Raw genomic sequence first — 21,379 nt, forward strand, 5'->3', positions numbered from 1 at the left:
AAGCCGTTTGTCACGGTCCTACAGATGTACCGTGACAAACATTTTTCAGATTAATGATCATCAAACATGCAACAGAATACACTTTGTTATCACCCAGTCATTCACTTTATTATCCTTGCTCTTCTTTTCCCCTTGACCAATGTACATGCCGATACCAATCCAATGGTCTACTATGTCCAAGACTACGGAGCCAAAGGCGATGGAAAATCCCTTGACACCAAATCGATTCAAAACGCAATTGACGCCTGCCATCACGCAGGGGGAGGCGTCGTTCAATTAAACAGCGGGACGTTTATGTCTGGTACAATTTTCTTAAAAAGTGGTGTTCGGCTACATATCGAGAAAGGAGCAACGCTATTAGGCAGCACAAACGCACAGGACTACCCCGACATTGGTGCCCAAGATCCTACCAAAGAAGAACGCTACAACGCCGGGAAGGCGTTAATTTATAGCGAAGGTCAACACCATATATCGGTATCAGGTCAAGGTGTCATTGATGGAAATGGTGCTGCATTAGCCAATCTCAACCAAGTGAGGGCACACATCATTCATTTCAAAGCCTGTCACGATATCAAAATCAACGATGTTTCCTTGGTAAACGGGTCATGGTGGATACAAAAATACGACACCTGCAATAACCTCCAAATCGATGGTATCACCGTAAATAGCAAGGAAAACAGCGACATGAACAAACCTCGTTATGCCGATACTCCCGGCAGAAATACAGATGGTTGCAATATCGTCGATTCACGGAACGTCCAGTTATCCAATTGCCATATTTTCAGTGGCGACGACGGAATCGTCTTAAAAAGTTTCTCAAAAGATCTGGGTTGCCATAACGTGACGATCAGCAATTGCATCATCAGTACCAATGCTTCCGGCATTAAAATCGGCACAGAATCCGCAGGCAAATTCCACGACGTGCTGGTCAATAACTGTATTGTATATGATACCCGATTAGGCGGAATCGAGTTGATGGTTGTGGATGGAGGCAGCATGGAACGCATCGTCGTTACGAATATCTCGCTTAACAATATTCTCGGTGCCGCCATATATGTGCGATTAGGAAATCGCGGAAGAGAATATACACACAATAAGATGCCTTCGGTAGGTAGCGTCAAAGATATCCTCATCCAAAACATCTATGGAACAAAAATAGGGCGCTATGGCAGTTCTATAACCGGTATTCCTAGTGCACCATTAAAAAATATTACACTAGAAAATATCGACCTCACCTTTACAGGTGGAAATGCGCCGTTATATTTTGAAGGATACCCCACGAAACCTGTAGAAGAGCGAACGATAGATAATGTTCCCGAAGAGGAGAAATCCTATCCACGATGTGATATATTCGGTAAGTTACCCGCCTATGGTTTTTATATAAGACACGTTGAAGGAATCGATCTTCGTAACCTAAAATTAAGATTCGAAGAAGAAGATACACGTTCCGCAATTGTTGCAGACGATGTTTCAAATTTCGTTTTGGATGGCTTAAAAGCACAGATATCACCGCATGCGCCCGCTGTCATTCAGGGAAGAAACATGCAAACTGCAGCGATCGTAAACTGCATAAGTTTGACTCCGGCAAAGTCATTTTTACATGCTTCAGGAAACAAAACGCAACAAATTGTATTATCTTCCAATATATGGAAAAATTTAGGAACCCATTTGTCTACCGACAATTCGTTCCCTATATCTGAAATTCACGAAAAAAAATGAGTATATCACTACGCATAAATAAACTACGCACATTAGGTATGGCTAAGCTGATTATTTTCTTTTATCTCATCCTAGGCGTTTGTCTGTCATCAAGTTCTCAAGAAATCGCGATAAATGCCAACCTATCAGGACAACGTTGGCCAGCCAGTTGGATTAAGGCAAGCGACGGTTCCGTAAACGGGTATGGTGTCTACCACTTTCGTAAAGTATTCGATCTAACCAGCAAACCTTCAAAATTTGTCGTTCATGTATCCGCTGATAATCGCTACAAACTATATGTCAATGAAGAATTGGTTTCCCTAGGACCTGCACGTGCAGACATCTACAATTGGCCATTTGAGACCGTCGATATTGCCCCTTACCTTAAAAAAGGAAAAAATGTACTCGCCGCAGTTGTATGGAACTATGGAGCGCATTTGCCGGTTGCACAAATGAGTTTTTACAAAACAGGATTTATCCTACAAGGAGATAGCGAACCAGAACAGATCGCCAATACCAACACCACCTGGAAAAGCTTCGTTAATTCAAGTTATCAACCTACGACAACCGATCTTCAGACCTATTACGTAGCCGGACCGGGAGATCAAGTTAATGGAGAATTATATCCCTGGAAATGGGAAACCGGAGATTATGATGATTCGTTATGGAAGGAAGCCGTCGCGATCATGGTAGGCGCCGGAAAAGGAGCATATGATTATCCCGGATGGCAATTGGTCCCCAGGCAAATTCCACAAATGGAATTGACCAATTTGCGGATACCAGCATTAAGAAAAGCCGAAGGAATCAATAAATGGTCAGGCTTTCCACAAAAGAAAGGGAACTATACCGTTCCTGCTGGTTCAAAAATCTCCCTGCTCATTGATCAGACTTACCTTACTACCGCCTATTTCAATGCAGAATTCAGCAAAGGAAAAGGGGCGAAAATTAAGATTAAATATGCCGAATCTTTGTTCGAAGACCGCAAAGATGATAAAGAACGGTTCCAGCATAAAGGCAATCGAAATGAAGTAGAAGGAAAAGTTTTCTTAGGATATTATGACGAAATTCTACCCGACGGAGGTACGAATCGTTTATTTACTTCCCTTTGGTGGCGAACCTATCGCTATGTTCTATTAGAGATAGAAACAAGCCAAGAACCCTTAATACTACATGATGTATACGGCGAGTTCACCGCTTACCCATTTGAACAAGTATCCCGTTTTGAGAGTCGGCAGCAACCCGAACTTCAGGATATATTATCCACCGGATGGCGTACCGCACGCCTATGCGCACACGAAACCTATGAAGATTGTCCTTATTACGAACAACTGCAATATTTCGGAGATACACGGATACAAGCAATGATTTCACTTTACAATACACGCGATGACCGTCTGATTAAAAACGCGATAGACAATGGCCGGCAATCCATTATTTCGGACGGTATTACGATGAGTCGTTACCCAACGAGTCTGCATCAATTCATCCCCTCGTTTTCCATTTGGTGGATTGCCACAGTTCACGACTACTGGATGTACCGCGGCGACGATCAGTTTATAAGCCGTCAACTTTCCGCTACCCGGTCCATCTTAAATTTCTATGAACAATACCTTGGGGAAGATGGTAGCCTATCAAAAATCCCTTATTGGTTTTTTACAGACTGGACAGCAGGATTCGAATCCGGGATGCCTCCACGAGCAGCAGACGGAAAATCAGCCATTCAAGATCTACATTTTTTGTATGGCTTACAATTGGCTGCCGAGATGGAGAAAGAGCTCGGCGAGCCTGCTCTCGGAGCCCGATATGAAGCATTGGCTGCACGTATTGCTTTAAATTTCAAAGATAAATATTGGAACGAAAAACGAAATTTATTTGCGGATACCCCCTTATCGGATAGCTTTTCCCAACATACCAATATTCTGGCCATTTTAACCGGCTTGATCGATGGCGAAAAAGCACGCTCAGTCTTGAAAACATTGCTAGCAGATGAAAGTATTACACAGGCGAGTATCTACTTTAGGTATTATCTGCATATGGCGCTGGTCAAAGGTGGATTAGGCAATAATTACCTAGAAATGATGGACCTATGGCACACACAACTTTCACTAGGATTGACTACGTGGGCCGAGCAGCCAGAACCATCACGAAGCGATTGCCACGCGTGGGGCTCTAGTCCCAACATAGAGGTATTCCGAACCGTATTGGGTATTAAAAGCGACGCTCCCGGCTTCAAAAAAATCCGCATACAGCCTCATTTAGGAAATCTTCGCGAAGTCAAAGGTAGCATCCCCCATCCACTGGGCGATGTGGTCGTTAATTATCAAGTAAACGACACCGATTTTTTAGCCGTGATAGACTTACCCATGAAAACGACTGGGATATTGCAATGGCGAGGAAAAGAGTTTATTTTGAAGCCTGGTTTACAGCAGATCAAAATAACGCATTAGCGGAATCTATTCAAAAAAACAAAACGAAGAAGGCAAGACCGGTATAACCGACTTCCTTCTTCAATATTTGTAGCGCTACAGATAGGGTATTATATACGGTTTGTTCGCTAATAGAGAGGCTTTCAGCAATCTCTTTTGCAGGCTTCCCTTGTTCCTTACTCAATTCGAATATTTCTTTTTGACGTGCAGTGAGTTTCGTTTTTGCAACTTCAAGACGTTGAATGAATAAATCCAAATCCATTTTCGAATCCATATTAGACTCGCCACTTTCCAAGGTATCACAATAGTCCAGATAATCGTCAAATACCGGATTCTTGACCTGTTTCCGTAATCGATCAATGATAATATTCTTCGAAATCTTGAACAAATAAGACTTCAAAGATCCATCGGATCGCAGTTTCTCTCTATTTAACCAGAGTTTGATGAACGTCTCCTGAACAATTTCCTTACTGATGTTATGCGATTTGGTTAATGAAAAAACGAAACCATAAAGGTTATCGTAGTATAACTCATATAGTTTTTTGAAATCGTTATAAGAGCCCCGTTGTAGCCCTCTTATATATTCAATATGTTCCATATCACATCAAAACCGGTTATAGAAAGGATGGATACCCCGGGTTGTGTTTCCCGGGGTCGAATTACGTCAACATTTTAGCCACGTCATCATCCACAAGAAATAACAATTCTCCCGCGGTTGGTTTTAAAAGTTGAGATGGATATAGTTCCGGGTTGCTCTCTCCTTGCAAAACCTCCCGCAAAGCCGTAGCCTTTTTCTCACCAAACGCAATCACTACGATCTGGTCGGCCTTATTGATAAATGGAGCTGTCAGCGTAATCCTATACATATCCTGTGGTACCAGAAAATAGGCATCTACCCATTTTTCCTTTTCATGAAGCACCTCCGTGCCAGGAAACAACGATGCCGTATGTCCGTCATCTCCCATTCCTAAAAAAATAAAATCGAGTTGTCCATCATCCCCTAGTTTTTCCCGTAAAATTTGTTCGTAGGTCTGCGCATAATCTGCTGCCTCCACCCCTTCTTTATACATCGGAAAAATGTTAGATTCCAGAACAGGAACATGATTAAGCAACGTTTCATAAGACATCTTTGTATTACTCAAATCGTCTTCGAACGGCACCCATCGTTCGTCGCCCCAAAAAACCAAAACCTTGCTCCAGTCCACCTGTGATTTATAGGCTTCTGTAGCTAATAATTTATGCAAATCAACAGGAGACGAACCACCGGTCAATGCCACAGAAAAAAAACCTTTTTTATCTATATTTTTCTTTGCCGCTTCGACAAACAGCTGCGCAGCTGTTTCAAAAATTTGCTCTTTACTTTTAAACTGTTTTACCATCATATTCCTCTTTTAAATCTTCCATTGTTGCTGATAACCATCGATGTCCCTGTCTACTCAGTAATTCATTAGCCGCTTCCGGACCCCAACTTCCAGCAGCGTACGTGTAGATAGGCGAATACGTTCCGTTTTTCCATTCCTCCTGAATCGTAGCAATAATATCCCAAGCTTCCTCAACTTGATCCGAACGCATAAATAACGTCGAGTCTCCATCGAGTGCGTCGATCAACAAGGTTTCATATGCTTCTGGACTATCCGGTGCACATTCAAAATAGTCAAACACCATTTCCACGGGGTTTAACGTCATGTCCAAGCCAGGCTTTTTCGTCATGAACGATAAACGGATATCCATTTCAGGCTGAATATTGATCGTCAATTGATTCGGCCGTAAGCTATCCGTACCATTTGCAAATGTCTTGTTTGGTACTTCTTTAAAATTTACAATCACACAAGATTTCTTCTGTGCCATACTCTTGCCGGTTCGCATATAAAACGGCACCCCTTGCCATCTCGGATTGTCAATATAAAACTTCATCGCCACAAAAGTCTCCGTACTCGAATTCGGATCCACACCTGGTTCTTGTTTGTAACCTTGTTTTGGATTTCCCTTTATTTCCCCATCCGTATACTGTGCACGAACGGTGTAGTGGTTGATATCTTCCGGCTTGATCCTACGTACAGCTTTTAATATTTCCGCCTTTTTATCCCGGATTAACGAGGATTCGAATTCAACCGGAGCGTCCATAGCAACCATACAGAGAATCTGCAAGAGATGATTTTGAATCATATCACGCAATGCGCCAGAATGGTCGTAATATCCGCCACGATCTTCCACCCCCACCTGTTCCGCTACCGTAATCTGCACCGACTCTATATGCCTATTGCTCCATAGCGGTTCAAAAACCGTGTTGGCAAAGCGAAAGGCAAGAATATTTTGTACAGTTTCCTTACCCAGATAATGATCAATGCGGTAAATCTGTTCTTCTTTAAAATTTTGATTCAATAGCTCATTCAAGGCAACTGCAGAAGCCTTATCATAACCGAATGGCTTTTCGATGATGATGCGATCTTTTTCAACTTCATCTGCCATACCCGCTTTCTTTAAACTAGTCGATACCGAATCGATAAAATTAGGTGCTACCGATAGATAAAAAAGACGATTTACGCGGCTATTGCATTCCACATCGAATGCTGTCAGCTTATCGTTCAGATTCTGGAAAGAATTTTCACCCGTAATATCAAAATTTAAGAAGGTAATTTTTTCGCTAAAACTAAGCCATTGTTCTTCAGTAAACTTGTTATTACGTGAAAATTCCTTCAAATTTTCCAAGACATAAGCTCGGAAACCCTCCTGGCTATATTGCTTTCTACCCAATGCAATGATCTGGAAACGTACAGGCATCCATTCATCAATGAATAAGTTAAAAAAAGCCGGGAATAATTTTCTTTTCGCCAGATCCCCCGTTCCACCAAATACGACAATCGACGTTGGTGCTGTTGTTCTATCATGCGTCATGCTACGGTTGCTAAAATTAGTTCCACTGGAAATGAAATATACCCTCTAGATCTACATGTTCATAAGTGTGTGCGTCAAAATAATCAACGATTCCAAAATTGTATTTATACATTTTTTTAAATTAGTTAAATATGGAAAGAGCAAATATATCGAAACTTGTGTGCTATTATGCAATAAATCGCTTTTTTAACCCCGACGTGACCAATGTTCACATCGGAGTTTACCCAATCAGCTTACGGATTCGTACTAAAAATCGATCCATTCGCAATCAGCGCCCTGCGATTCATTTTTAGGATATCCACCACCCATTCTGCAAAATCTTCCGGTTGCAGCACCTTGTCAGGGTTACCATCCGTTAATCCCCCCTCTATACTCATATCCGTAGCAATCGTGCTCGGTGTCAGGGTGACCACGCGGATATCGTCCTTACGCCACTCCGCCATCATGGATTGCGAAAGTGAAATCACGGCCGCTTTAGAAGCCGCATACGCCGCCATACCCGCGCCACCCTTTAAACCTGCAGTTGAAGCAACATTGATGATATCACCTTGTCCTGTTGTTTTTAGGTAGGGATAAATCGCTCTAGCCACGTTATAAACACCAAAGAAATTAATATCGAATACCTTTTGGAAATCTGTCGATGACATTTCCATCACTTTACCGAACTGGCCCACGCCAGCATTATTTATTAAAATGTGAATGCCTCTCAGCGATTCAACCAGTTCCCTTATGCCTTTTTCTACTTGCGCATTATCGGCTACGTCAAATACGGCGTAGCGTGCTTCCACACCATATCCCCGGAGCTCTTCCACCGTTGACTGTAAATTCTTTTCGTTTTGTCCGGTGATACCTACATCCACCCCCTCAGCCGCCAGTGCTAGCGCGACCGCTTTTCCTAAACCACGACCGCCGCCAGTGATAATTGCTTTTTTACCTTTTAATTCTATCATTTTAATATTGTTGTAATCTTATTAGCCCCGCTCTTACTTCGTTAGCTCGTCCGTATCGGGCATTACTTTATTCCGTTCCACAGATCCTAAAAATCCACCATATTTAGTTAGGTTAAACGGATCATACGACTATTTTCGTCGGCGTTGAAGATAATCATATTTTTACATAAATTATCTTTCTATCCTCAACCTCATCTTAAAACGATGACTACCTGCCACCAACTGCACGGTCTTCCTATCGTGTACGTTGCTTGGCATATAAAACGTAGCTGAAGCATTCGGTGGAACCACGATATCGTAATAGACACTATCTCCCTCCTTTTCCCATGTAGAACGAATTTCACCGTACGGAGAGCTATAGCGCACGTCCGACTGTTCCAACCCTTCGGGAAATATCGGCTTAAGCAACGTATTTTTAAATCCCGGTTGTTCAGGATCTGGCAATATCCCGCCTATGGACTTAAAAAACCAACCGCCAATCTCTCCAAACATCATGTGGTTATCTGAAATATCCCTTTTCGCATCCAAATCCCAATTCTCCAAGAGCGTCGTTGCACCATTCTCTACCCACCAACCCCAAGACGGATATGTATTTTGTACCGCTAACTTGTATGCCGTTTCGCCATAGCCATTATCTTTCAGTGCATTCAGTATCGCTTTTGCCCCTAAAACCCCTACATCAAGATGAAAATCGTTTTCCTTCACCCTTTCATTCAGATTAGCGGCCACTTTGGCCCTGCTCTCTTCTGGGACGACGCCCCAATGCAAAGGTACACTCAATTCCGTCTGGCTGCCATCTGCATATATACCTGTTGCCCGGTTCAGAAACTTATTATTTATAGCGTCCCTGATTTTCTCACCCAGCGCGTAATATTTCTTATAATCCTCCTCTTTGCCAAACAATTTAGCCGCACTTGCCAAAATCCGTGCATCTGTATAAAAGTATACCGAAGAGGTCAGTTCGAGATTAGACGTTGTTTTTACGGGTACCCAATCCCCTCTTCCAAAAGTCGTCAACCCATTTGGACTAATGCCGTCTACATAATCTACATAACGTTTGATATTATCATAGCAATCCTCCAACAGCCTACTGTCACCATAAAACATATACACTTCCCACGGGATAATTGCAATCGTGCTTGTCCAGTCCAAACCATTTGCCGTACCATATCCCCATCCTCCCGTCGGGATAATATCCGGTAAAATGCCGTTTGGTTGTTGTTCGTCCCGGTGGTCCGCCAACCATTTTTCATAAACGGTAATTGCATCAAAGTTATACAACGCACTTTCAATAGCCAGGTGTCCATCCCCAGTCCATCCGTTTTTTTCACGCTGCGGACAATCTGTCGGATACCCCATAAGATTAGATAGATAGGCGTTATTTGTAATTTCCCACAAGCTATTTACCAACTCCGAAGAAGTTTTGACTGATCCGATCGGCCGTACGTCACTATGCATAAAATAAGATGTCACGTTGGATTTGTCAATGTCCAATGGTTCCGTAGTCGTGATCTCCACATACCGAAACCCCTTATAGTTGAATTTAGGCATGAACGTATCTTGCTTTTTCCCACTTAAGATCAGTATATCCGTCTGAAACGGGTCGGCGACATTATCACCACGATAATACACATCAATATTAGACATATCCACACGGCCGTCATCATATAATCTTTCACCATGCTTCATTTTAACGACCGTCCCCTCCCTGCCTTTCAAGTTGACCGCCGTCACGCCTGCCATATTTTGCCCCATATCAAACACATAGGTGGTATCGTCAATTTTATTTAGCGTTTGTGGATGATATGTCTTGACTAAACGAATCGGCTGCATCTGCTGAGAAACAATCAAATTGGAAGGTGCCCCCCTATATCTTACGCTGTTCCACTGGGAATCATCAAATCCTACACTGTCCCATCCCTCTTGTTCCAAACGGGCATCATAATGTTCTCCTGTGTATATACTGTTGGACACAATAGGCCCCGACGAAGTTTTCCAATCACGTTCGCTCCGGATAGTCTCCACGGTACCATCTTCATATTCTATTCTCAAATCCAAACAGAATGCCGGTCTCGCACGCCAAGGGGCATTATGAAAATCCCAAACCGCCAACGACTGATGGTTGTACCAACCATTTCCCAAAACCACGCCGATGGCATTTGCTCCCTTGGTTAGCCATTCGGTCACATCATGCGTCACATATAATGTTCGACGGTCGAAACGCGTATACATCGGATCCAGGCGATGGTTTCCCACACGCTTACCATTTAACGAGAGCTCATATAGCCCTGCCACAGCGATATAAGCTCGAGCGCTTTTTATATTTTTCTTCGCCTGAAATTCTTTCCGAAAATACGGTGCAGGCCTATAATGAATATCGTGTTGATCACTAATCCAACTTCCTTTCCAAGATCCTTTTTCACCCATCATCCCCGTTTCAAAAGACGACACGTCCGAATTACTTATCCTATCGTTTCCATCCCAGACCACCACTTTCCAAAAGTATCTCGTCCAGGGCTTCAGTGTCGCCCCTTTGTATACGACTAAACCTTCTTGTCCATCTACCTTGCCGGAATCCCAAACATTCTCCTCCCCTGCTGCAACATCTATCGAGTCCAATCCAACAACGATTCGGTAAGCCATTTGTTTTGCTCCCTTCGCTCCGTCGTTTAATCGCCAAGTCAGCCGCGGACTTGGTTCATCAATCCCCAACGGCGCAAACATATGTTCGCATTTCAAATCAACCGGTCGGGACAAATTATCCTCCTGTTGTGCATATACGACCACCTTATTGCATAAAATATAAGTACACAATAAAATAATCCAAATAGATTTACAGTTCATATTCTGGCGATTCCTTAATTACGACTTAAATTAAGGATAAAAACTTAAAAACACCAAAATTAACGTAAAGATCGTTCTACGTAAGAAAATCAACCATTAAAAACTATAGGCTATACTTCCCAGCACATTTCGGGACATCATGGGGTTTACCGTAGACCATCCCTTGAAATACGTTTCGTCCGTCAAATTATTCGCTTTCACCGCCAGTTCATATTTTTTATAGCGATACGATAAGCTCGCATTAACTAAAGTGTATGCCGGGACAGTAAATGCGCCCGTCGGTGCACTATTCGTAATCAAGTTTTTTCCAGCGTGGTTAACGCCCGCTCCAACACCCACGCCACGCAGCAGCCCACGTCTAACCGTATAATTTGCCCAGAAATTAAATAAGTTCTTAGGTCCAGCCTCCGTCGGGCGGAGATTATTAACACTTGCGTCAGCCTTCGTCAACTTGCTGCTGTTGTTGCTATAGCTCAAAATAACATCTAATCCTTCCATTGGCGCAGCTGTTAGATCAAATTCAAAACCACGGCTCAATCGAGTTCCGTCCTGTACGGTAATATTATAGAACTCGCCATTCCGTTCAATCGTCTCCGGTCTGGTGATGTTGCTAACAGAAATATCATAATAACTTGCCGTCAACCCCACACGGTCATTAAATAAATTAAACTTCACCCCTGCTTCCCATTGCTCGGCTTGCTGTGGTTTGAAATCGCCCGAAACATCTGGTAAAGGTTGTACTATCGGCGCAACATTTTTGAATCCATTCTGGTAATTACCGAAAAACGATATCCGATCTTTCATAAGCTCGTACACGATCCCCGCCCTTGGCGAGAGAGCAGTCTGGCTATAAGTCCCTCTCGTCGTATCGGCATCATAATCATACGTTCCCTTATTATCAAAATAATCTACACGTAGGGCGAGATGGACATGAAGAGCAGGTGTCACATCCAGCACATTGGATACATAGCCTCCCAACACCCCGTTCCGGCTACGGTTATTTGTTTCAGCACCGTTGGAGGCAGCGATAGCTCGATCGATGAATGCCGCATTGAATTTGTAATAATTGGGATCGTCATAGGATGTATTTATCTTATCGACCAAAACATAAGGCGAGTTGTGTGTTATCGCCTGTTGGAAGAGGTAATCCATACCGATCAATGTACGGTTGCGCATCCCCCCAATCCGGTAATCGCCCACAAAATTCTGCTGTGCATTGAACACTTTCGCCACGTAATCCTGATCGCCTGCATAACGACTGATCAGCGTATCATTGTCCGGTTCCAGATACATCACATATTGGAAATAACCATCCGATTTTCGTTGATTGAAACTAACCGTCGTGTTCGACGTCCACCGATCATCCAGACGATAGTTTACATTTCCGCGAATATTGGCGACGGGGTTATTAAACGTAACATCATTATGCGTATAGGATTTATCGAAATCAAACTGTAACTCGGACGGTGTACGTGCAAAAAGATCCCGGCTTCTGTTCAGGAAAACCATTAAAGGATTTGTGGCTTTACTTTGGTAAATTTCGGCATCAAGCTGAATATCCAAACGCTCATTGGCCCGATAAAGCAAGGAAGGAGCGATAAAGAAAGAGCGTTTGAATCCGGCATCCTGAAAAGTACCCGTGCTGGTATAAGCCGTATTTACACGTCCTAACCATTTACGATCCTTCGAAAGCGGACCGTACACATCCGCCGTTACCCGATGTTGGTCAAAAGATCCAAAAATATAATTTACACGCCCGCCAAGCGTATCCAAAGGCTTTTTTGTCACATTATTGATCAACCCCCCAAAGCCGACCGCCGCCCCGCCAAACAATGTTCCCGAGGGGCCTTTAATCACTTCAATCGTTTCCAAGTTTATCGGATCGGGACTTGCGCTTGCAATACTTACTACACCGTTGACCATAGCAACCTGCGTTGTAAATCCACGCAACGTGTAATAAGACGATCCATCTCCCGGGCGACCGGTCGCACCCCACAACTGATCTACACCAGAAACATTCGCCAAGGCATCGTCAAAACTGGTATTTACCTGGCTCTGTAATAGCTCCTTTGTAATAACAGCATATGATTGCGGATTTTCCATATTGCGTAGCGGCATCTTAGCCACATAAGGGCTGGTTTTCCGCGTATACGTATTCCGTATCCCATAAATATTTATCTCCTCGAGAGAAGCGCGATTCTCCGTCAAGTTAATTGTCGGAACCGACATTCGTCCACCCGGACGAACATAGATTTCACGCGAAAGCGGCTTTATCCCCACTGCAGATACCGAAAGAATATATCTTCCTGTATCGATGTTACCGAAAACATAATTCCCTTTTCCGTCCGTGTAAGAGGATTTTTCCAAACCATTTATATGAATAGTAATACCAGCGGCAGGCTGGTTATCCGCTGATAGCACTTTCCCATAGATTTCCACGCTTTGCTGAGCATGCAGTAGGGTATGGACAAGAACACATACAGCAACTAAGATCTTTCGCATAATAAACTAGAATAATTATTTAGAACAATTTTAAACTGCGCTAAATTAGATTAATTCTAATTAATAGACAAGCTAATGTGGAAAAATAGGGTGTTTTTTCTATCTACGTTCCACTCAAAAGTCATTAAAATTCCAATTTCCTCGATAAGGCCGACTTCTCATCATATTTGCGAAGCTGTCATCAAACTCTTCTTTTACTGGATCCCAACGTAAATTTCTTTGCAACTCATAGGCGATATTAATTGCGTTACAGATCGTTGACGTGCGTTGACCGATCTCCACGTCACAAATCGGTTTCGAACGGTTTTGAATAGCTTTCACCCAATCCTGATAGTGATTATCACTATAATACAGACGCTTATCATTAACAGTTAAGTTTTGGCTGGCAAGTGCCGTCGGATTTGTTTTCAAGAACGACCGACTGACTTCTATGCTTCCCTCCGTCCCTATAAACTGAATAGCATTAGGTTCTCCCCAATCAACATGATTGACACGTGTACCATGCTCATAGACGTAAGTCAAACCTTTTTCTGCTTGTGGAGCTTCAGGAGGAATAAACTGGACGGGGCCTCCATTATCCATATCTAAAGCCCACTGAACAATATCAAACATATGCGCTCCCCAATCCGTAATATATCCTCCTCCGAAATCTCTATATCCTCGCCACCATGCCCATTTATCATCTTCAATGGGCGGTGATAATATAGGATGATAACCACGGTATAAAGAAGGTCCAATCCACATGTCCCAATCCAAATAGTCTGGTATCGACATAGAAGGCAAATCACATTGTTTTACAGGTTCACCTACCGAGACATTGATTTCCTTCACGTCTCCAATATAGCCGTTATAGACCAGCTCCGCAGCCTGTCTAAAGTTAAACGAGGAACGTTGCATACTACCTGTTTGAAAGACAACTTCATATTTTCTAGACGCATTCACCATAGCTCTTCCCTCAGCTATAGTAAGCGCTAGCGGTTTTTCACAGTAAATATCTTTCTTAGCTTTCGCTGCATCAACAGCTATCTGCGCATGCCAATGGTCAGGTGTTGCAATTACCACTGCATCGACCGAGGCCGATGCAAGCAATTCCGGATAATATCCATATTTCCCAATGGAGGATTTTGGTTTTCCCGCTGCACCCTGTGCGTTTGTTGCCTCCTTTACGAAGTAATCTAATTTGTTTCTATCAACATCACAAGCCGCCTGGATCACCACTTCTGCGCAGCTGTTCAACCCCCGTAATAAGTAAAGACTTTGCTTTCCTACACCAATAAAACCAACTTGAATTTTATCACTTGGCGCCACAAATCTAGGCCCGCCCAAGACACGCCGTGGAACGATCGTAAAAGCAATAGCAGACTTCAAACCTGCATCAATAAAATCTCTTCTTTTCATGTTACATCAATTTTCTTTTGGCACAAGACTTACGGAACTAATCTCCGGTAAACCATTTCCATCGATTATGGCCGCTTCAAGCACAAACGGAACAAATGGTTCGCCTATTGCTTTTTGCGGTATTTCGATTGTTCCCATTTTTGCTTCTTCAAACGATCGTCCTTCCTTGGGTTCAAAGCTATACGTCACCTTGCTACCTGCTGTATGGAAAACCACTGTTCCACCAACGGTTGATAGGGGCAAATATTGAATCAGTACGTCATATTGCCCCGGCCGTTGTACCTTTACTTTCCAAGATACTTTATCATCGGTATGGATCCATCCGGCGAGGGCATTAGGACGTTTAAAATCATGTCTCGCACCACTTATCTTCATCCCATGGGTTGTATGGATATCCGCGTTATCGGCAGACAAGACAATCCTTCCGTCCGATAGTGCTTGTGCCACGTTCTCTTCCAATTCGAGTGCTCCCTCCACTTCCATCACCAACACCTTTGGTCCATCCTCCAGCGAAAACGACGGTATAGAAATTCCCGTACCCATTTCTTGCGAAACGGCTTCTATCAAACTATCTTCCGACCCCATCTCGTAGAGAGTTTTTACGGTATTTTTTAACGGTACGTTAATGACACCACCCCGCGGAACATCAAATACATGTAGATAAAGTTTGTCCCCTTTTATCGTGCAATACCCCCAATCCAATTTTCTAAAAGGACTCGCCTGTGTTCCATAAATAGATTCACCGTTTACGGACATCCATTTTCCTACTCTTTCCAATATTTCCACGGCTTGCTCAGGAATTTTGCCATTACCGTCAGGCCCTACATTTAATAGAAAATTCCCACCCTTACTAACGGTTTCCACCAGCAGGCGCATAATTTGTGGGAAACTTTTCCAGTTTTGGTCATGCGTACTATAACCATAACTTTCGTTCATCGTATAATTTACTTCCCAATTGGTCCCGCTAATACCTGTTGGCGGCACATATTTCTCGGGCGTTCCAATATCGCCATTCTTGTTTTCTAACCCATTCCAAAACCGATTATTGATCAATATATTCGGTTGCCATTTAATAAGATCCGTCAAGATCCGTTTCGTCCCCCAGCTTTCACCTTCGTGTTCCTTATTACTAAAATCAGCCCATAGTACATCCAGTTGACCATAATTATTAGCCAGCTCTTTGATTTGACCGTACATATAATCCTTGTATCGCTCGTGGTCAGGAACATGATCCGTAGAGTTTGGATTTAACTGGAAGGCCTCGTACGAATCCGGATGTTGCCAATCCAATAAAGAGTAATACGCTCCTGTCTTTAGTCCTTCTTGCTGAAATGCATCCATAATCTCTCGGTATAGATCACGTCCAGCAGGTGAAAGATTCGCCGTCCCCGTAACATCATTGTGCAAAGCAAAGGGTTGATTACTATTAAATAAACTAAAGCCTTCGTGATGTCGCGAGGTAAGAATCATATATTTCGCCCCCGACTTTTTGACCAACTGTGCCCATTCCTTTGGGTCAAATTCCCCTAACGTAAATTTAGGTTTTAAATGTTCCGTGTATTGTTTACTGGGAATCTTACCCCAAGTCTGTATCCATTCCGCGTAATGCTGCGGATACGTTTCACCTTTAAAAACACCGCCAGCAGCACTATATAGCCCCCAATGGATAAATACACCGAAGCGGGCATCTTGGAACCAAGCTAAGCGCTTTTCCTGTGTTTCCAGCCATCCCGGAACACCTTCAAAAGGCTCGGATTTGGTCTGAGCATATAAACCTTTAATAGATAGTAAGAGAAGTAGATAAATGATGATCTGATATTTCATAGTTCCTGCGTTTATGTGACGTTTTTTGTAATTTTTGTATTTTATTTTGGATGCGCATGCTTTCTTTTTTTGCCTTATCAATCGGAAGCCCCACCGGTAACCCCGGTCGTTCGTGTTTCGTATATGTCAACCATGCGTTTTTTTGTATTTCCTGTCGCACCTCCAATAATGTATAAAGATGCGCGTAATAAGACGTACTGTCCAGGCATTCGGATAGAAAATCCTTTGCTGCAAACGTATCATCGAAATAATGAATGATACATTCCGCTATTAGACAGTGACCTTCCAATCCAGGATGGATACCATCTTCCGATAATTTAAAATTAGGTTCTAGCCGTTTTTTTGCTATTACATATTTCTGCATAGGAAAATGGGTATCTATTACTTCCCAGTTTCTCTCCCTTCGTTGATCAAGTAACCATTGCGCATATCGATCAAGCACAAGATTATAGCCATGAAACCCCAAGACAGTATCTTCATGTATACTTGGTGTGATGAAGATTATCCGTTTAATCTGCGCCGCTTTAAGCCGCTTATACAAGGCTATCATTCCTTCTTTATAGCGCTGAAAATTCGAATCGCTAAAAGGCTGATAGATTCCGTCGTTCATACCATAACATGCAAAAACGATGTCCGGCGTCATCCGTTCGGTGATGTTTTCAAGGCGGTTAAAGAGGCACGGCCGAATAAATGCTCCATTAGCATGACCATCCTCACTAAGTCCCGAGACAGTTTCACTCGGCAACCCTAAGTTGATCACTTGAGTAGTTGCCTTTGGAAACGCCGTTATCATAAAACTCTCGAACAGTGTCACATAATGACCAGCATAGGTTATGCTATTCCCCAGGAACACTATTTTTTGAGCGGCGCTTATAGGGAAAGCCCCTTTTAGCGATTGAGCCCACCCACTGTCGGTGACTGTGATCCCTAAAAAGAAAACAAAAACAACATAGATACGATTCATGACGAGCTTTGTGTTATTTTTAAAGTGTACCCTTTGGGCAATTTCCGAACTGATTTTGGCAGTTTTATCGTAAGCCCTTCTTCTGTTTGTCTAAAAGCGACTTTGCCTACGCCCAGTATCTCCACTTGTTTCACATCAATTTCTCCGCTGGCCAAGCTTTTAACAACCGCTACCCGACTTTCAGGCAATTCGAGCGATAACACATACAGATACTTCTCCCGCTCTGTAAACCAAAAATCTTCCGATGTAAATTCAGCTTTAAACCCTTCTTTTTCGCGTTGTTCGGTATCTGTTATACGCACGGTCGTCGGACCTTCACGTTGCACTTTCCAAGGCTTGGAACCATATATTGCTTCGTTATTCACCGCCATCCAATTACCGAGTTTTTGTAGATTGTTCATAACCATCGATGCCACATTTCCTTTGGCATCAGGACCAATGTTCAGCATATAGTTACCACCTTTACTCGCGATTTCGACCAGCCAGTAAAGCAATTCATCCACACTTTTCCAATCCTGATCGTACGCTTTGTATCCCCAGGAATGGTTAAAGGTACCGATGGCTTCCCAAGGCCTATCAAATTGATCGTCAGCATCAGGTATACGATTGTCTCCAGGGATCGCATAATCGCCCATTTCGTTCCCTATACGTTCCGCGATAATAACGTTCGGGTTAATGTCGTATACCGTCTTATAAAAGGTATAGCTCTGTTCCGGTGTCATAAGCCCCGGCATGTCAAACCAAATATAGCGGATGTCCGGATATTGTTCCAGCAATTCTTTAACCTGCGGGATGGCTTTATTTCTAAGATAAGAAGTAAAAGAATTTGGGCTCGGATCCCATAAATTTGCGCCGAAGCTATCTGTATCCTTACCAATCCGATCGTTGGCTGCTTTCGTTGTGGCGTATTGGGCATCGGCCCCATCCGCCCAATCAATATTATGAGAGTAATAAACGCCAAACTCCAACTGATGCCTTTTGCAAGCTTCATACAATTCCCGTACAATATCCCGTTTGAACGGAGTCGCGTCGATCACATCAAAATCACTAACTTTCGAGTCAAATAGTGCAAAACCGTCGTGGTGTTTGCTCGTGATGACGAGATATCTCATTCCAGCTTGCTTGGCCATGGTAACAATATGATCCGCATCAAAATCGACGGGGTTAAATGAAACGGCTAAATCAGCATATTCCCCTCTGGGGATCTTCGCAACCAACTGAATCCATTCGGCCACACTCGGAATCCCCATTTCTTCCATTGTTTTCCCCTTCCACACCCCGCCAGGAATAGCATATAACCCCCAATGGATGAACAAACCGAATTTTTGCTGCTGGAATTCCCGTAATGCATGTTCTTTTGACCGATTCATTTTATCCCAATCGTTTTCCATTGATTGGCATAGTGCATTACCGCTCCAGACAGCCGTCAATAATAACATTATAACATATTTCATAAACTAATCTTCCATTGAAATTTTTAACAACTGATGCTTGTGAATATCGGATTGGGGAATCAAGACGTGTAATACACCGTCCTTCATTTCCCACGTCTGGATGGTCAGACCATTTAATTCTATCCGATTCGGTTTACGATCTATATTAAACACAATCTCATACGCTCGCCTATCCAGCATGCCTTTATAAGCACCAGCGGTTGGAGCTATCGTGAATTCGATCTCATTACGTTTTTCATGACATTCAAAATGTGTTTTCGAAATTGCACCTTGCTCAAAATCAAACGATTCACCGTCATCTTCCAATAATATATAGGAGCTTTTCCCTTCCGGGTATACCTTTAAGATAAGCGTGTCTAACGGATTTTGATCAACATATTGCATCGGCTTTTGAAACGGAATAATGGCACCAGCCTTCACAAAAAGCTGACCACCGGTATGTGCAGGAATCCTCGGCGAGACGGTCTGCCCACCCTTTACCTTTTCGCCCGACCAGTAATTCACCCATTTACCTTCAGGCAAATAGACTGAATCCGTAAAGGCACTGACCAATAGATGTTCCCCAAACATAAACTGCGTCGTCATATTTTCCACTTCCTTATCTCGTGGGAATACCAAAGGCATTGCCCGTAGGATGGGCATTCCCGTTTGGCTGCCGTGTATGGCAGTCGAATAGATATACGGCAATAGGCTGTTACGCAACTGTGCATAGAAACGAAACGTTTCCTTATATTCGGGCGAAAAATACCATGGATAATGCATACTTGCCCAACTATTGATTTGTACCCATGGTAGAAAAAAGCCAAAATGGAAACCTGCTTTCACATCTTCTACCGCGTCCAGTACATCCGCGGAAGTATTAAGGAATCCGCTCAACCCCAGGTTGAGTTGATCATAGAGCGCGTCCCGACCACCACCATTGTCTCCAGCGGTAGACGCTCCCCAATGTTGGCTTCCAGCATATCCTCCACAATAGTGGTGAAAAGATCGAACTCCTTTGTGATCGCGGAAAATACGGTACATCTGTTTTGGCAATAGCACTTGATTTAAATTGTGCATTTCCCGATCCGTGTATCCATTGTAATATACTCTATCGGGGTGCTCGTCGAGTGTACGTCCCGGATCGAGCTTAAATCCATCAATCCCCTGATCAACAAATTTCATCAGATGAGGAAACCAATGTGCTTTTCCTGACTGTTTACCACCGTACTGGGCAGCCAAATGATCTTCCTCTTCGATACTCAGATCATGATCAATACACAACCACAGGGCTACATGATAACCTAGTTGACGTAATTTGGATAAAAACAGTTGCTTGTTCTCATAACGGTTTCCTTCGCCCTTCTGCCAGAAAAAATACGCCGGAAATTTGGACAGATCCCAATCCTTCTCCGTGGAGTAATCGTAAAATTTATCCATCCACTGCGGTTCGATCCAATACACATCAACCGGAATATTTTCCTGGTGGAACCGTACAGCGTTGTCCAACATCCGGAATTGATCTTCCATCATATTCCCTCCGAACGCTAATCCATAAGCCCATTTGGGTAACAAATATGGCTTACCCGTTATTGTCGTGTACAAGTCGATCGTATTTTCTAAAGATTGTCCCGTCATCAAATAAAAATCGACTGTTGCATCCGTATTGTACACGTACAGTTGGTTCTCTTCAAAATGCCCTACATCAAAATAGTTCAAAGCAGTTGTATTGTTAAATATGCCCCAACCCCGTGAACTAACAAGAAATGGTGCGACCATATCCGACTGCTGATACGTGGCCCATATCCGCAAGAGCGATCCTCGATGCTGAATAGCTTTACGGCTAGCCGCACCACCACCATAGAAACGTTCCTCAGGCGCAATCGACAAACGAAGTATAGCCGGCTCTACTTGGCTTTTTGTCTGTTTTAGACGCTCCGAAACACCATCTTCTCTCGTGGTATCTCCGATAATTTCCTTTTTTGTCAACGCTTGCTCATAATCCGTTAAAGATTCATACAATGCGTTATATGTTCTATTTTCCTTTTCCAAGACCGACAAACGGGTGATGATTTTATCCCCGGAGCGCGATTTAACGGTGATACTTCCATCTTTCCCGTTGATTTCCAACTGATTTTGGTTTGTTATTAGCCAGTAATCCGAACCATACTTCTTTATATTTGTTTTACCCACCCAATCTCTCTTTACAATACCATAGCGCTCCATAAGCGTTTCGGAGAAACTGTTCGATGACGAGACCCTTATTCTGAACGTTTGGTCATTACATGCTTGTATATTTAGAAATTTGCCATTCGCGAGTTCGATCGTATGTCCTTGCCCAAAAGAACGCATACCCAACGAACAGCTTAGTGCTATCATCGCCAGCCAGCCCTTCCGGAGAGCGCGCTTCCATTTTATATTCATCATATTTCTCAAATTAAAGTT

At 43.1% G+C, this 21,379-nt stretch carries 13 protein-coding genes; 2 read left to right on the forward strand and 11 right to left on the reverse strand.

Annotated features, from left to right (window positions below; genetic code table 11):
• Window positions 1-66: 66 nt before the first annotated feature.
• Together H8B17_RS08360 and H8B17_RS08365 are read left to right on the forward strand one after the other, a co-directional pair.
• Window positions 67-1,719 (forward strand): glycoside hydrolase family 28 protein, encoded by a 1,653-nt coding sequence (locus tag H8B17_RS08360; protein WP_190308742.1) that lies wholly within the window; start codon window positions 67-69, stop codon window positions 1,717-1,719.
• Entirely contained in the window at window positions 1,716-4,145 is a 2,430-nt protein-coding gene (locus H8B17_RS08365) for an alpha-L-rhamnosidase-related protein (protein ID WP_190308743.1), read from the forward strand. Before H8B17_RS08360 ends, H8B17_RS08365 begins: the two co-directional genes overlap by 4 nt.
• A gap of 10 nt (window positions 4,146-4,155) precedes the next feature.
• Here the strand turns inward: H8B17_RS08365 and H8B17_RS08370 are convergent, their stop codons facing one another.
• The 11 genes from H8B17_RS08370 to H8B17_RS08420 form a co-directional block, all read right to left on the reverse strand.
• Entirely contained in the window at window positions 4,156-4,722 is a 567-nt protein-coding gene (locus tag H8B17_RS08370; RefSeq protein ID WP_190308744.1) for an RNA polymerase sigma factor, read from the reverse strand.
• A gap of 61 nt (window positions 4,723-4,783) precedes the next feature.
• The gene (pgl, locus tag H8B17_RS08375) at window positions 4,784-5,506 is read right to left on the reverse strand and encodes a 6-phosphogluconolactonase (RefSeq protein WP_223816442.1); all 723 of its coding nucleotides are present in this window, start codon (window positions 5,504-5,506) and stop codon (window positions 4,784-4,786) included.
• On the reverse strand, window positions 5,487-7,019 hold the full coding sequence (gene zwf, locus H8B17_RS08380; RefSeq protein WP_190308745.1) for a glucose-6-phosphate dehydrogenase: 1,533 nt from the start codon (window positions 7,017-7,019) through the stop codon (window positions 5,487-5,489). The genes pgl and zwf overlap by 20 nt, the downstream gene beginning before the upstream one ends.
• A gap of 233 nt (window positions 7,020-7,252) precedes the next feature.
• The gene (locus tag H8B17_RS08385; protein WP_223816443.1) at window positions 7,253-7,969 is read right to left on the reverse strand and encodes a 3-ketoacyl-ACP reductase; all 717 of its coding nucleotides are present in this window, start codon (window positions 7,967-7,969) and stop codon (window positions 7,253-7,255) included.
• Window positions 7,970-8,140: 171 nt separating this feature from the next.
• Complete coding sequence (locus tag H8B17_RS08390; RefSeq protein ID WP_190308746.1) at window positions 8,141-10,813, reverse strand: alpha-L-rhamnosidase; 2,673 nt, start codon at window positions 10,811-10,813, stop codon at window positions 8,141-8,143.
• Window positions 10,814-10,909: 96 nt separating this feature from the next.
• The gene (locus H8B17_RS08395; protein ID WP_190308747.1) at window positions 10,910-13,315 is read right to left on the reverse strand and encodes a TonB-dependent receptor; all 2,406 of its coding nucleotides are present in this window, start codon (window positions 13,313-13,315) and stop codon (window positions 10,910-10,912) included.
• 114 nt (window positions 13,316-13,429) lie between these two features.
• The gene (locus H8B17_RS08400; RefSeq protein ID WP_190308748.1) at window positions 13,430-14,713 is read right to left on the reverse strand and encodes a Gfo/Idh/MocA family protein; all 1,284 of its coding nucleotides are present in this window, start codon (window positions 14,711-14,713) and stop codon (window positions 13,430-13,432) included.
• Between the two features lie 6 nt (window positions 14,714-14,719).
• Window positions 14,720-16,537, reverse strand: a complete 1,818-nt coding sequence (locus tag H8B17_RS08405; protein ID WP_190308749.1) for an alpha-L-fucosidase — start codon at window positions 16,535-16,537, stop codon at window positions 14,720-14,722.
• Window positions 16,491-17,501, reverse strand: a complete 1,011-nt coding sequence (locus tag H8B17_RS08410; RefSeq protein WP_190308750.1) for an SGNH/GDSL hydrolase family protein — start codon at window positions 17,499-17,501, stop codon at window positions 16,491-16,493. The genes H8B17_RS08405 and H8B17_RS08410 overlap by 47 nt, the downstream gene beginning before the upstream one ends.
• Window positions 17,498-18,955, reverse strand: coding sequence for an alpha-L-fucosidase (locus H8B17_RS08415; RefSeq protein ID WP_190308751.1), 1,458 nt, complete (start codon window positions 18,953-18,955; stop codon window positions 17,498-17,500). The genes H8B17_RS08410 and H8B17_RS08415 overlap by 4 nt, the downstream gene beginning before the upstream one ends.
• 3 nt (window positions 18,956-18,958) lie before the next feature.
• Window positions 18,959-21,361, reverse strand: coding sequence for a glycoside hydrolase family 31 protein (locus H8B17_RS08420; protein ID WP_190308752.1), 2,403 nt, complete (start codon window positions 21,359-21,361; stop codon window positions 18,959-18,961).
• Between the last annotated feature and the right edge of the window lie 18 nt (window positions 21,362-21,379).

Source organism: Sphingobacterium arenae, from assembly GCF_014692505.1.
In the GTDB taxonomy this organism is placed as follows: domain Bacteria; phylum Bacteroidota; class Bacteroidia; order Sphingobacteriales; family Sphingobacteriaceae; genus Sphingobacterium; species Sphingobacterium arenae.

Excerpts from the sequence above, each read along its gene's own strand:
- H8B17_RS08360 (WP_190308742.1), top strand. The coding sequence starts at position 67 with ATGCAACAGAATACACTTTGTTATCACCCAGTCATTCACTTTATTATC.
- H8B17_RS08365 (WP_190308743.1), top strand. The coding sequence starts at position 1,716 with ATGAGTATATCACTACGCATAAATAAACTACGCACATTAGGTATGGCT.
- H8B17_RS08370 (WP_190308744.1), bottom strand. The coding sequence starts at position 4,722 with ATGGAACATATTGAATATATAAGAGGGCTACAACGGGGCTCTTATAAC.
- pgl (WP_223816442.1), bottom strand. The coding sequence starts at position 5,506 with ATGATGGTAAAACAGTTTAAAAGTAAAGAGCAAATTTTTGAAACAGCT.
- zwf (WP_190308745.1), bottom strand. The coding sequence starts at position 7,019 with ATGACGCATGATAGAACAACAGCACCAACGTCGATTGTCGTATTTGGT.
- H8B17_RS08385 (WP_223816443.1), bottom strand. The coding sequence starts at position 7,969 with ATGATAGAATTAAAAGGTAAAAAAGCAATTATCACTGGCGGCGGTCGT.
- H8B17_RS08390 (WP_190308746.1), bottom strand. The coding sequence starts at position 10,813 with ATGAACTGTAAATCTATTTGGATTATTTTATTGTGTACTTATATTTTA.
- H8B17_RS08395 (WP_190308747.1), bottom strand. The coding sequence starts at position 13,315 with ATGCGAAAGATCTTAGTTGCTGTATGTGTTCTTGTCCATACCCTACTG.
- H8B17_RS08400 (WP_190308748.1), bottom strand. The coding sequence starts at position 14,713 with ATGAAAAGAAGAGATTTTATTGATGCAGGTTTGAAGTCTGCTATTGCT.
- H8B17_RS08405 (WP_190308749.1), bottom strand. The coding sequence starts at position 16,537 with ATGAAATATCAGATCATCATTTATCTACTTCTCTTACTATCTATTAAA.
- H8B17_RS08410 (WP_190308750.1), bottom strand. The coding sequence starts at position 17,501 with ATGAATCGTATCTATGTTGTTTTTGTTTTCTTTTTAGGGATCACAGTC.
- H8B17_RS08415 (WP_190308751.1), bottom strand. The coding sequence starts at position 18,955 with ATGAAATATGTTATAATGTTATTATTGACGGCTGTCTGGAGCGGTAAT.
- H8B17_RS08420 (WP_190308752.1), bottom strand. The coding sequence starts at position 21,361 with ATGATGAATATAAAATGGAAGCGCGCTCTCCGGAAGGGCTGGCTGGCG.